Origin of the sequence: Paenibacillus dakarensis (genome assembly GCF_001373415.1) — a bacterium.
GTDB classification, from domain to species: Bacteria; Bacillota; Bacilli; order Paenibacillales; family Paenibacillaceae; genus Paenibacillus_AQ; species Paenibacillus_AQ dakarensis.
This window is the reverse complement of sequence record NZ_CDSE01000001.1, coordinates 1-12,599: the sequence shown is the minus strand read 5'-3', so window position 1 is coordinate 12,599 and position 12,599 is coordinate 1. Positions and strand designations below refer to the sequence as shown.

General features: G+C 50.5%; 12 protein-coding genes and 1 pseudogene. All 13 read right to left on the bottom strand.

The window, feature by feature from the left end:
* Nucleotides 1-267, bottom strand: a pseudogene (locus BN1234_RS00065) (undecaprenyl/decaprenyl-phosphate alpha-N-acetylglucosaminyl 1-phosphate transferase); the annotation flags it as partial.
* Nucleotides 268-381: 114 nt separating this feature from the next.
* On the bottom strand, nt 382-1,140 hold the full coding sequence (locus tag BN1234_RS00060; protein ID WP_054954630.1) for a WecB/TagA/CpsF family glycosyltransferase: 759 nt from the start codon (nt 1,138-1,140) through the stop codon (nt 382-384).
* A 5-nt stretch (nt 1,141-1,145) separates the two neighbouring features.
* Nucleotides 1,146-2,462 carry a polysaccharide pyruvyl transferase family protein gene (locus BN1234_RS00055; protein WP_054954629.1) on the bottom strand — a complete coding sequence of 439 codons (1,317 nt, stop codon included), beginning with the start codon at nt 2,460-2,462 and terminating at the stop codon, nt 1,146-1,148.
* The gene (locus tag BN1234_RS00050; RefSeq protein WP_054954628.1) at nt 2,438-4,456 is read right to left on the bottom strand and encodes a DUF5693 family protein; all 2,019 of its coding nucleotides are present in this window, start codon (nt 4,454-4,456) and stop codon (nt 2,438-2,440) included. The genes BN1234_RS00055 and BN1234_RS00050 overlap by 25 nt, the downstream gene beginning before the upstream one ends.
* Before the next feature lie 115 nt (nt 4,457-4,571).
* Nucleotides 4,572-6,290 (bottom strand): phospho-sugar mutase, encoded by a 1,719-nt coding sequence (locus tag BN1234_RS00045; protein WP_054954627.1) that lies wholly within the window; start codon nt 6,288-6,290, stop codon nt 4,572-4,574.
* Between the two features lie 51 nt (nt 6,291-6,341).
* Nucleotides 6,342-6,773 (bottom strand): 3-hydroxyacyl-ACP dehydratase FabZ, encoded by a 432-nt coding sequence (gene fabZ, locus BN1234_RS00040; RefSeq protein WP_054954626.1) that lies wholly within the window; start codon nt 6,771-6,773, stop codon nt 6,342-6,344.
* Nucleotides 6,774-7,098: 325 nt separating this feature from the next.
* The gene (locus BN1234_RS00035; RefSeq protein WP_170307946.1) at nt 7,099-7,236 is read right to left on the bottom strand and encodes a DNA-directed RNA polymerase subunit beta; all 138 of its coding nucleotides are present in this window, start codon (nt 7,234-7,236) and stop codon (nt 7,099-7,101) included.
* Between the two features lie 75 nt (nt 7,237-7,311).
* Nucleotides 7,312-8,130, bottom strand: coding sequence for a flagellar hook-basal body protein (locus BN1234_RS00030; RefSeq protein ID WP_054954624.1), 819 nt, complete (start codon nt 8,128-8,130; stop codon nt 7,312-7,314).
* Nucleotides 8,131-8,181: 51 nt separating this feature from the next.
* Nucleotides 8,182-9,060: a flagellar hook-basal body protein gene (locus tag BN1234_RS00025; RefSeq protein ID WP_054954623.1), complete on the bottom strand. Its 879-nt coding sequence runs from the start codon at nt 9,058-9,060 to the stop codon at nt 8,182-8,184.
* A gap of 73 nt (nt 9,061-9,133) precedes the next feature.
* Complete coding sequence (locus BN1234_RS00020) at nt 9,134-10,132, bottom strand: rod shape-determining protein (protein ID WP_054954631.1); 999 nt, start codon at nt 10,130-10,132, stop codon at nt 9,134-9,136.
* 198 nt (nt 10,133-10,330) lie between these two features.
* Nucleotides 10,331-10,618, bottom strand: coding sequence for a sporulation transcriptional regulator SpoIIID (gene spoIIID / locus BN1234_RS00015; protein WP_054954622.1), 288 nt, complete (start codon nt 10,616-10,618; stop codon nt 10,331-10,333).
* A 259-nt stretch (nt 10,619-10,877) separates the two neighbouring features.
* Nucleotides 10,878-11,615: a M23 family metallopeptidase gene (locus BN1234_RS00010; protein WP_054954621.1), complete on the bottom strand. Its 738-nt coding sequence runs from the start codon at nt 11,613-11,615 to the stop codon at nt 10,878-10,880.
* A 59-nt stretch (nt 11,616-11,674) separates the two neighbouring features.
* Nucleotides 11,675-12,599: stage II sporulation protein D (spoIID, locus tag BN1234_RS00005; RefSeq protein ID WP_054954620.1), on the bottom strand; the 925-nt coding region annotated here is incomplete at its 5' end.

Here is a 12,599-nt window from a genome sequence, read left to right as displayed (position 1 = left end):
GGACCCGCCGATCAGAAATGCCTTCATAAAATTGGCGTCGCGCGGAGACAGACTTTCCGGAATAAAAGGGAGCACAGCAACTAATCCGAGGATAAATGCCGCATATATTCCTAGTCCGCCTAACCGGGGCATGATTCGTGTATGCACTTTCCGGGCATTCGGAACGTCCACAGCGCCAATCTTCACCGCGAATTTCTTCACCAGCGGAGTCAAGAGCAGAGCCAATACCAACGAAACGACAAACCCGATGATGTATATCGTTACCATGTAATCATTCAACCCCCATTATTGTTTACCGTGTTGAATTATACTCCCTTCGCAATCGAAAACCAATGTCAATTTCCGGTGATTTGCCGGATTTTAGCCACAAAATAGGGGTAATTAACTTGTTTTCGTTACTTTTTCTTTCTCTCGCAGCACTTTAATTGCGAATTTCGGGAGCGCAAGCATTCTTTTGGCCCGGGTGGGTTCCCTTAATAAACGGTATAACCATTCCATACGAAGCTTCTGAACTACCTTCGGAGCCCGTTTGGACTTACCCGAAATAATATCAAAGCTGCCGCCCACACCCATCATGACAGGTACGCCGAGACGTTCTTTGTAACGTGCAATCCAGGGCTCCTGCGTGTCCGCTCCGCGGGCAACAAACAGGATATCCGGAGATGCCTTTCTGATCTCTTCAACAACCTCGTCATCTTGTTCCGGTCCAAAAAATCCATCACGATAGCCGGCAATGATAGCTGCCGGATACTGCATTTGTAACCTTTCAGCTGCTGCCTGAATCACTTCTTTCGTTGAACCGAGCAGGTAAAATTTCCATCTATGGGTTTCTCCCGCCTTCATCAGCTCATGCAGCATGTCAAATCCGGTAACCCGGTCGTTCAGCGGATCGCCGCCCACCCCTGCTGCCCATACGATACCGGTGCCGTCAGGGACGATTAACTCCGCGTTCTGCATCATCGTCTTGTATTCCGGATTGTCCAGTGCCGCCATGACCATAATCGGATTGGCTGTTATGACCTGATGCGGACGACCGGACTTCACGGCTTCTGTTAAATAGGCCACCGTATCGTTCATGTCCAGCTTCGAGAATGGTATATCAAAAATAGAAACGGTCGGAATCTTGGTTGTCTGGTTCATGATTATCACCTTCTATTACCTAGAAATTCAACAATGTGGCGGGCGGGCAATTGTGCTTCCTGTTTAAGTACTGCAATCTGGGCTCCATGCTCCTCTTTCCATCCTTCCGGATCATCGAGCAGGGTATTCATATGTCTGGTCAGATCCGCAGGAACCAGCGAGTCGCTGCTTCCGATGGCTGCACTGTCCAGCCGTTTCAGAAAATGATCAATCTTCGGATCATAGGAGATCCCGACCAGCGGCACACTCTGATTGGCCGCATAAATTAAGCTATGCAGCCGCATGCCAAGAATCAACTGACAGCGGCTTACTTCACGGAGCATGTCCTGAGGCTGCTGCTCCTCACGGTAGAAGCTGATCTTTCCACCGTATGATGTAATATCACCCATCTTGTCAGTAATATACCGTGAAGCCTCTTCATCATCAGGCTGATGAAACGGCAGAAACCGCAGATGGACAGGCCGCTTGCGGGCCAGATCCGACAGCGCATCCGCTATCGCATTCAGCTCCCGGCGTTCAGGGTCCCAGAAGCGGACCGAAATGCCGATTACAGGAGGCTCTTCATCATACATATCTGCGCCGATAGTCGTGCTATCGGTAAGCGGAGGTTCATGTTCGAATGGAGCTGTATCATCAGCTTCAAGCTGTGTATTTACCGGTTCGGCAGAACTATCTATCTCGAGCTGCCCACTAACGGGTTCAGCTGTGCTTTCTGTCCCGGGCTCCAGATTTACATCCGGATTTTCTGGATTTACAGCTCCAGCAGCTTCTACGTGTGACTCCTCCGGCAGAGGCAATCCCATGACGGGGTCGGGCACAACATGAATGTCCCCGGCACCAATTCCCATGGACTGAAGAAGCTCGCCAGACTGAACATCCCTCACCGATATATAAGAGCATTTCCGGAATACGGACCGAATCATCGGATGGAACACTCTTCGGTTCACAGGTCCTACGCCTTGTGCGTAGATAAAGGTTGGTTTCTTCAGCCACTGTGCGATTTTGATAATCGCAAGATAGTACGGGATCGTCTTCGGGCTTGTTGCATCCTGCAGCAGGCTGCCGCCCCCGCTGATTAATCCGTCACTTTCCTTAATCGCACGTCTGACTTCACCCAGCTGCATCCGATGAACCGAACGGACACCATACACGGAGGATGTCCACTCCGGATCGATGGAAAGGACAACGGGCTCAATCTGAACGCCCGCTTCCTTCCCCTGTTCCTGAAGTGCTGTCAAAATCGACTTCAACACGGCCTCGTCGCCGCTGTTCTTAAATCCGTAATATCCGGAAATGACTATTGTCTTAGTAGTGGAGACCATCTTTTCCAGATCCTTTCCGCGACCTGCCATACCAGAATCGCAATCAATCCGAGAATCAGTCCGAGAATCAGACCAAGCAGTCCGCGGATCGAAGAAATATAGATTGGTGAATGAATATGTGTAAATGTACCTACGATCGACAATTGACCCATTGCACCGAAGATGAGTAGATATGCTGCATGACGGTACTTGAACGACAGGAACAGACCGAGCAGCATAAGCGGATGCGCGAACAGGAATTCCTTATTCCGCGGACGCACACCGAAGGTGTTCTCCAGGAATGAACGGAAGGCCATTTCAATCGAAGATACCTGACCTGCATTTCCTGTACGGCTGAGATAATACATTCCCGCTGCACCCAGAATACCGGCAGCAATCACCATGGCAATATTGATCGGTCTCTTGAGCAGTGAGGTTACATCACTGCGTGTCGCCTTACCGCCGCGATAGAGCAGGACATAGATCGCTGTCAGCAGCATAGGGGCCATCGCCAGCAGGTTAACTCCGCGGAATTGATCCAGTACCAGCATATATGTCACATTGTTCAGCAGTGCAATGACGAGCGGCACAGCTGCAAGGGATAGAATGGTTGTTTTCAGGAACAGAACAATCGCATGGGTTATGCGTTTTCCTGTGCTTCTGTCCGCAGAATCCAGGTTAACCCTGTTCACCTTTCTGATTGCAAGAATCATCGCAACGGTTGGACCACTGATCGAGGTCGCAAGCGCTATGGCCTGTTCCATCAGTGCCGCATTCAGGACGTACAGTCCCGCACTTCCGATGAGCCCGAGAATAAAGGCCGGAATCGTCAGGAACGGAATGAAGTACGAGATCATCAGCGAGATCAGCGCAATGGAGCCGATTAACGCGCCGATTTTGAAATAACGCTGCATGGAGGAATCCGCAACCTTGAATGCCTCTGCATTTCCAATCGTAAAGCCGTTATTCTCAATATCCCTAATCGCATGACCTGGTTCGGTCAGGCTCTCAATCAGGTTATCCAGCGGATCTGTAATGGATGCCGTCGTGGAGTCCCGCAGCGGCTCAGCATTCAAGTAGAACATCCGAATATTGCGGTCCTTGGATGCGAGCACGAAACGGTCGCTGATGACTTCTAATTTAAGCGATGCGTCCCGCTCACTCAGGGAGTAAATGCGGACAACGTTGTAATCCGTCAGATAGGCAAGCTTCTTAAAGCCCTTCTGCGGCTTCTTGATATTCTCAATAGCGGTAAGCCCGATATTATGCTTGTTCAGCAATCCTGCAAAAGCCTTCAGGCTATTCATTTCTTCATCATCATTGAAGCCTTTAACCGAATCGCCATCGAACAGAAGCCGTTTCACACCGTTTTCGGCAAAATAGGCCATCTGACGTTCCATATAAGCCTGGTCATATGGCACGCTGTCCGTAAGACGCGGTACGATGGTAAAGCCCTTGTCCCGAAGCATAGCGACCGTAATCGGGTCATGAGGCATCGGTTTAAGGAATGCATTCGCTCTTGGCGTCTCCAGAATCAAACCGTCTTGATCCTTGAAGGTCCAGGGACGCACCGGAATGTCCAGGCTCGTAAATGTCATTTCAATGATGGGCTTGATAAATTTCTTGCTCTCATCATTATGGAAAGTGACATATGTAAAGTTCTCATTCGGTGGAATAACCTCTCCTGTCAGATCGGCCACTTGCTGCCCGTCATATACCGTGATCCGCCGTGACTTGACGAATTCATCCAGCGTACTTTCAAAAAGAGCCATGCTGCTGATCCCGGCCTGCTTCAACCGGTCGAGCTGCTCTGCAATATAATCCTGCGGATGTGCCTGATATACCGAAATATCCACCAGGTCACGATAATCAAACACAAATTCAACATTCTTCGCTGTTGACTCCGTCTGCAAGCGGTCGTAGCCTACAGGCAGGGCGGCCGCAACACCCAGAACAACCAGAATCCACAGCCACTTGCGGGCTGCTGTGTTCCAGTGTTTCCATTTCTGATACACGAAAGTTCCTCCTCATCGAACTTACGGGATTCTTCCGCTGCAAACCATAGCGGAAGAATCCCGGGTCGTAATAAATCTATTTACTTGTAATACATGTATTATGGCGATTTATCGCTTAAGCGTCCACTCTTGCCATCACTTCGCTGGAGAGAGTCTGCATTTTTTGCTGTGCATCTTCAAGCGATTGTCCCCGAACGGCAAAATATACTTTAATCTTCGGCTCTGTACCGGAAGGACGCAGGCAGAACCATGAGCCGTCCGCGAGCATGTATTTAAGCACATTTTCCTTCGGCAGTCCATCCAGGCCCTCAGCATAATCAAGCACGCGCTCAACGGTTGTGCCGGCAATCTGAGTTGGAGGGGTATTACGCCAGTCGCTCATAATTCCCTGGATCTGGGCAATACCGTTCTTGCCTTTCAGCGTACGGGACTCCAGGCTCTCCAGGAAATAACCGAACTGCTCATACAATTCCTGCAGCACATCATAGAGGGTCTTTCCTTGACCTTTATAATAAGCAGCAGCTTCGCAGATCAGCATGCTTGCAAGTACAGCGTCTTTATCACGGGCATAATTGCCTGCCAGATAGCCGTAGCTTTCCTCATATCCGAACAGATATGTATGATCGCCTGTTTCTTCGAACTGGGTCATCTTCTCGCCGATGTATTTGAAGCCCGTCAGCGTATTCATGACTGTTGCCCCGTAATGCTCGGCGATCACAGCTCCCATCTCGCTGGTTACGATTGTTTTGATCACAGCAGCGTTATCCGGCATCTTGCCCGCTTCCTTCAACTGGCTGAGCAGGTAGTGAATCATGATGGCACCGGACTGGTTACCTGTCAGCACCACATACTCACCCTGGCTGTTCTTCACAACGGCTCCCATGCGGTCCGCATCCGGGTCGGTTCCGATCAGAATATCTGCTCCCACTTCCTCACCAAGCTTCATCGCAAGCGTAAATGCTTCACGCTCTTCCGGGTTAGGTGATTTCACCGTGGAGAATTCCGCATCCGGCTGCTCCTGTTCAGGAACAATGTAGACATGCTTAAAGCCAATCTGCTTCAGCACCTCGCGCACCGGTGTATTTCCTGTGCCATGCAGCGGAGTAAAGACGATCTTGATATCATCTCCAAGCTTGGATGTAATCAGATCACGGTTCACGCTAATGCCTGCTACCGTATCGATAAAGGCCTGATCTTCTTTCTCACCGAGCCATACCAGAAGTCCTTCTGCCTCTGCCTGCTCCTGTGACAGCTTCTTCACCGCAGCAAAGGAATCCACCTCCTGAATGTTCGAGATGACCTTCTCTGCTTCATCCGGAACAAGCTGGCCGCCTTCGGCATTATACACCTTATATCCGTTATACTCCGGAGGGTTATGGCTTGCCGTAATGACAATCCCTCCTGTTGCATTCAGATGACGAACGCTGAAGGACAGCTGTGGTGTTGGACGCAGCGATGTAAACAGCTTGGCAACAATCCCGTTGCCTGCAAGCACCAATGCCGCTTCAAGCGCGAATTCCGGTGAGAAATGGCGGGAGTCATGGGCAATAACGACTGAAGGCTTGCCTTCGGCATCTCCATGAGCATCCAGTATATAACGGGCAAAGCCTTGTGTAGCCCGGCCAACGGTATATTTATTAATCCGGTTGCTGCCTGCGCCGATTACGCCGCGAAGACCGCCCGTTCCGAATTCCAGATCACGATAGAACCGCTCTTCCAGCTCTTGCGGATCCTTCGCAAGTGCGCGCAGCTCCAGCTTCGTCTCTTCGTCAACATACGGATCATTCAACCAACGCTCTACCGTATCTATTGTTCTTTGACTCATTTCAGACATATTCGTGTCCCCTTCCATATCCATTAGATTAATTGCCCGGAGTAATATTATCTATGCTTTATCTGACAGGGCGAACATAATCTCACCTTCGGCGACCGTACGGCCTTCGACCGTTGCAACCGCCTTGCCCTTGCCGATCATTCCCTTAAGACGGGTAATTTCAACTTCAAGGCGCAAAGTGTCCCCAGGTACAACTTGTCCGCGGAAGCGGAAGCCGTCTACCCCGGCCAGGAAGCCAAGCTTGCCCCGGTTGCTCTCCACGTTAAGGATGGCTACTGCTCCAACCTGAGCCAACGCTTCAACGATCAGCACACCCGGCATAACCGCATATTCCGGAAAATGGCCAACAAAAAAAGGCTCGTTAATGGTCACGTTCTTGATTCCTACGGCACGCTTGCCGTCCTCAATCTCCACGATTTTGTCCACGAGCAGGAAAGGCGGGCGATGAGGTATGATCTCCTGTATTTGTCCGATGTTCAACACAAACAAAACTCCTCTCTTATGTAGATACCCACCAAGCACTCCCTTTGAAAAAAACAAATCATTCCTCAAGGTGTTCGTTTCATGCTAATTCATGCATAAAACAAGGCGGATACGGAAAAAACTAAGGATATCCTTCATTTCTGCAGGGATGAAGGTTGAGATAAGGGGCTTTCTCTACAGCGGCATTTATGCCCGGGAGAGAGCCCTTTTTGGGCGATTTATAAAAATACACGCCGGTCCATCCCATTATAACGGTTTCCTAAAAAAAAAGAAAACTCCCCCAAGGGAGTTTCAAGAACGATCCAGCTCTATCCCCTGCTCCCGATTAAGGAGCAAAGATCAAATCGAAAACATGCTTCCAAGTACTCCACTTGAATGCCTCTCCGATATCCTGTTTGCCTAAAACGACATAACCGACTACCATTCCGCCGACCAGCGCCAGCAGCAAAAAGATCGGAACCATGATTCTGAGCGCGATCTTCCATCCTGAAGTCTTACGTTGTTTAGTCCCGCTTGCTTCACTCACGGTTCATACCACCTATCCTCGCATAGTGTTGGCAAGGTTCATCATGGTGTCGCTGGAGCTCAGCGCGCGTGCAGCCAGCTGGTAAGCACGCTGCACTTCCATCATCTTCATCATCTCATCGGAGAAATTTACATTAGACTGTTCCAGAAAGCCCGATTGAACTTCGGATTTCAGCGGCCCGCGGTTTGCTTGCGCCTGTTCAAACACCTGCGCCTCCGTAAGTCCGGCAGCGAGCATGTACAGGTTGCCAGCCATTTGCACCAGCCCTTCCGGACGCTGCAATTCAGCCAGCTTGAGTACTCCCGCTACGGATCGTCCTGCCGGGGTCTCAACGAGAACCTGTCCCGCCGGATCCACAGCTACCTTCGCGTTCGCCGGAATACGAATCGGGTTGTTATTGCGGTCCAGCACCTGATACCCCTGATTGTTCACCAGGTTCACAAAACTTCCATCCTGCGGATCAGGTGAGACATGGAAGCCGCCTTCCCGGGTATACGCAATCCCGCCATTACCCTGTACTGCAAACATGGCATTACCGTCGATGGCCAGATCAAGCGGATTCCCGGTTTCTTTATGAGGACCCTGCTCCATATTCTGTATGACCGCGGCCAGCCGTGAACCGAAGCCCACTGTATATCCGGGCGGCGTAGCCCGCCCAGCCAATGTAAAGTCCTTATGATGTCCCTGCACCTGAGTCAGTACATCTTCAAATGACGTATCCTTGCTCTTATATCCAACCGTATCCACGTTCGCCAGATTATCTGCGATTACATCCAGACGCTGCTGGAATGCGTTCATGGATACCATGGCGCTAATCATGGAGTTATTCATACTTAAGACCTCCTGTGGTATAGACGTGGATCTGAACAGATCCGTCTATGCTTAGACTCTCCCGATCTCATTCACGGTCTTCTCAAGAGTCTTATCGTAAAACTGAACGACCTTCTGGTTCGTCTCGTAGGCACGAAGCGCTGCAGTTAATTCAACCATAGACTGTGAAGGGTCCACATTGGACGCTTCTATAAATCCCTGGCGAATGATTGCACGATCTTCTGCAGCGAGGAAACGGGCTCCGCCTCTATCAGCTGAGTCCAGACGAAACAGCCCTTCCCCTTCTCTTACCAGTTGATGAGGGTTGTCTACCACAGTAATCCCAAGTGTAACTCCAGCCCCATTCCCGGCTTCACTCAAGATTTGCCCTTGCTCATTCACTGTAAGGTTACCAGCCGTGCCTGTCAATACAATCGGCTCGTTATTGGCATCCAAAACCTGGTATCCGGCTGCGGTCAGAACATTTCCCGTATCGCTCACATGGAATTGGCCGTTTCTCGTATACCTCACTTCACCCTGGTGATCCAGTACGGTAAAGAAGGCTTCAGGCCGATAAATCACATCGCCGTTATCATTGATATATTTACCGGATGCGTCAAAGGGAACATTCTCCCCGTTCCGGCCCGTAAGCCCAAGCTCAGATACGATGGCAAAATCGGTTACCTTGCCTGTCTCCCGAAGTGCCCCCTGTCTGTGAAGCGACAGGCTCTCTTCGGCAAATACACCCGTATTCAGCTTTCCTATGGTGCGGTTAGGGCTTGCTGCCCCTCCGCCAACCATGGATACAAGCACTTCCGGAAAAGAACGCTGAACACTGTCCGTCTGCTTGTATCCGGCTGTGTTCAGGTTCACAATATTTTGTGTTACTGTATCATGACGCCGCTGCTGTGTAATCATGCCTGCAGCTGCATTATAAAGTCCTCTTAACATGAAGGCACTCTCCTTCTTATGGACTACTCATAACTATCCATTCATTCATCCACTACCATTCTATATCGGCAGTTTAGAATTTTTTCTTAACTACTTTATCCAAATTGTCGAGCATGATTCCCGTACCCTTCACAACACAGTGCATCGGGTCCTCCGCTACGAGCACCGGCACGCGCAGCTGTTCAGTCAACAGCTCGTCCACGCCATGAAGAAGTGCGCCTCCACCAGTCAGAATAACGCCGCGGTCAATAATATCAGCCGATAATTCCGGCGGTGTGCGTTCAAGGACTAATTTGGCTGCCAGGACGATTGAAGACATCGGATCCCACAGCGCCTCCTGCACCTCTGCAGACGTAATCGTTATCGTGCGCGGAAGCCCCGAAACCATATCCCGTCCGCGTATGTCCATCTCGGCCTGACGGCCGCCCGGACGGACAGTACCGATCGCTACTTTCAGATCTTCAGCCGTACGTTCCCCAATCAGCAATTTATATTTAGTCTTAATGTATTTCACTATGGCCTCGTCGAACTTGTCCCCTGCCATCTTGATCGAAGAAGAGGTCACGACATCGCCCATGGACAGGACGGCTACATCCGTTGTGCCGCCCCCAATGTCCACGACCATATTGCCGCTGGGCTCGTAAATATCCATACCCGCGCCAATTGCTGCCGCTTTAGGCTCTTCTTCAAGGAACACTTCCTTGGCACCGCTATGCTCAGCTGCCTCCCGAATCGACTTCTGCTCCACCGATGTAATATTCGTAGGTGCGCAAATGAGGATTCGCGGACGGCTGTACCAGCTGCGTGCTCCAACAAGGTTAATAAAATACTTAAGCATGGTTTCCGTGATTTCAAAATCGGCAATAACACCGTCCCTTAAAGGGCGGATTGCCATTATATTACCGGGTGTTCTTCCGATCATCCGCCGCGCACCTTCCCCGACGGCAAGGACCTTTTTGGTGTCGCTCTCAATGGTAACTACAGAGGGTTCGTCTAGGACAACCCCCTTCCCTTTGACGTGGATCAACACGTTTGCTGTCCCGAGATCGATTCCAATATCCTTGCTAAACATCATGAAAGTCCCCCAAAGTGTTATTTTAGGTAAGAGAATGCTGGTCCCGATCAGGATTGCCGAGGCTTCGACAGATAGCGGCAAGGCATAATGTAATTCGGCACGTCAAGGTCTCATCATTCGATCTAATACCATCTTTTAACATATCATACTTCAGGGGAGGGATTCAACGTCATTCTTGCGACCTTAGCCCTATAATCAGGATTTCGCTGTTGTGACAGGTTCGCGGCTTCCGCTGCCTGTTTTCTTGTACTTTATCTTGGTGGCTTCTCCACCTCTAAGATGGCGGATGGACTTGTGGTATTCGAGAATATGCTTGACCTGATCCGCTAAGTCCGGGTTGATCTCCGGCAGACGTTCGGTTAAGTCTTTATGCACTGTGCTTTTCGACACGCCAAATTCTTTGGCTATGGTCCGAACTGTATGCCTTGTTTCCACGATACAGCGTCCGATTTTAATGGTCCGCTCTTTGATGTAATCGTGCACGCTCCCGCCTCCCTACTGTGTGGATAGTTTGGTACATTATATGAGGGGCATGGCGGGATATTCGCGGTTTCACAGGGTGACAAGCTTAGGTATCCCCATTTATTTTAGGGACATGCCGGCTTGAACGCGTTCGCTTGGACTATACCGGTGGACATCCTGAGACCCATTTTTCAACCAAAAGCCTTGAAAATAAAGAAAAGGCAGAACCAATGGGTTCTGCCTTGCGTGCGCGTTAAGCGCCAAATCGCAGCTGTAAAATTTATTTCTTCGAAAGATAACTGGACGGGTTAGCCAAGCTGTCCCCTTCGTACACTTCGAAATGCACGTGGTTGCCGAGCTCTTTCTCGAACTCACTGCGTCCTGCAGATGCGATGGTATCACCCTGCTTCACTTCCGCCCCTTGCTCAACCTTCACATCACTCAAGCTCTGATATACGGTCTTCAGATCTCCAGGATGTGTGATTTCCACGACCATTCCGTTTACCGGATGATCTTCCACGCGGCTGATGGTTCCGTCAAGCACGGCTTTAACTTCAAAAGGCTTGTCGTCTTTGGCAGCCAGGTCGATTCCGAGATTCGGCGTAAAGGTGTCATTATACTGAACCATCGCCTCCTGGTGCTCTTCCGCCGAACCTTCTGCATCATAGAACTTTTTCACGATGCTCACGTCCGCTGCATCACCTGCCGGTGAAATCATGTTCTGTGAGTTCGCTACAACTTCAACAACTTCCTCATCCTTGACGTCTGTTCCTGTCGCTGCCTTGCTGCCGTTTCCGGTCGTCGTTACCGACTTATCCGGATTAAGCGGTTTTTGGCTGGCGTCCTGGTAGACCCACACGAGGGTTAGTATAATTGCCGCTGCTGCCAGATAAGCTGCCGGGAACACCCACCGTTTGGACAACATTTTTTTCCACGAAGACGACGTTACCGCCTTTTCTCCCTGCAATGTTTTAGGAGATTCTTCGTGTGCTTGACTATTCTTGTTTTGTTCATTCATTTGCAATCACCTCAGTAATCATTGTTACCGGGGTCTATTCTTTTATACGTGTGTTCCTATTATTTTTTTGCAGAAAGAAGTTTCGCCGTCTCCTGGAATGTGATGCCGGTATAATAGTGTCTTAAAATCTCTTTGGCCTTATAGCCTTCACGCGCCATTCCCTCGGCCCCGTACTGGCTCATGCCTACCCCATGCCCGTTGCCGTAGGTCGTTATCTCTACTTCTCCATCTCTCAGACTCCAGCTGAATTGACTTGAGCGCAGCTCCAGCTTCTCTCTTATTTCACGCCCCGTAAATTTCTTGCCTCCGACTCTCACTTCCTGAATTCGATTCCCTCTCGTATACGAGATTACTTTAAACAGAGAGGAAGAGCCTCCTTGCGCTGCAGATGCAGGAATGGCTTCATCTGTCAGGCCAAGGCGCTTGATAAATTCTGCACGCGGCATCCGGACGGTCGATTTATATTTAGGAGAGATGGCCTGATCCCAGGGACTCTCTACACTTCGGAGATACGGAATCTCATTCTTCCAGTAGTCTTCTGAATCTTCTGTATAACCATTGCTGGTTGAGAAAAAAGAAGCCGTGATCGGCTCACCCTTATATGTCATCACGATCCCTTTGGTTTCCTTCACGGCCTGCTGCAGCTTCGCAAGCTCGGCCTCTTTCCCGGCAGCGGCCCATTTCTGATCAAGCGCCGCCTGTGACAGATACGCCTGATGATTAATCGTATCGGTCACATGGCTCTTGTTGTCCGGCACACCGGTCGTGTCGCCGGACTTCAGCCGCTGCACGATGTATGTCCGTGCAGCGATGGCCTGGGCTTTAAGCGCCTCCAGCTGGAATTCAGCCGGCATTTCGGCGGCCAGGACGCCGACAATGTAGCTTTCCAGCGGGAGCGTCTCCACGGTGTCCGTCTTCGTTAAGTAGACGGACACCGTGGGCTCTTCCGCCGCCGGCTGCGGCGCGGCGGCAGGAGCGGGCGCT

What these genes read in the sequence shown, in the direction of transcription:
- BN1234_RS00060 (WP_054954630.1), bottom strand. Translation starts at nt 1,140, where the DNA reads ATGAACCAGACAACCAAGATTCCGACCGTTTCTATTTTTGATATACCA.
- BN1234_RS00055 (WP_054954629.1), bottom strand. Translation starts at nt 2,462, where the DNA reads ATGGTCTCCACTACTAAGACAATAGTCATTTCCGGATATTACGGATTT.
- BN1234_RS00045 (WP_054954627.1), bottom strand. Translation starts at nt 6,290, where the DNA reads ATGTCTGAAATGAGTCAAAGAACAATAGATACGGTAGAGCGTTGGTTG.
- BN1234_RS00035 (WP_170307946.1), bottom strand. Translation starts at nt 7,236, where the DNA reads ATGGTTCCGATCTTTTTGCTGCTGGCGCTGGTCGGCGGAATGGTAGTC.
- BN1234_RS00030 (WP_054954624.1), bottom strand. Translation starts at nt 8,130, where the DNA reads ATGAATAACTCCATGATTAGCGCCATGGTATCCATGAACGCATTCCAG.
- BN1234_RS00025 (WP_054954623.1), bottom strand. Translation starts at nt 9,060, where the DNA reads ATGTTAAGAGGACTTTATAATGCAGCTGCAGGCATGATTACACAGCAG.
- BN1234_RS00020 (WP_054954631.1), bottom strand. Translation starts at nt 10,132, where the DNA reads ATGTTTAGCAAGGATATTGGAATCGATCTCGGGACAGCAAACGTGTTG.
- BN1234_RS00010 (WP_054954621.1), bottom strand. Translation starts at nt 11,615, where the DNA reads ATGAATGAACAAAACAAGAATAGTCAAGCACACGAAGAATCTCCTAAA.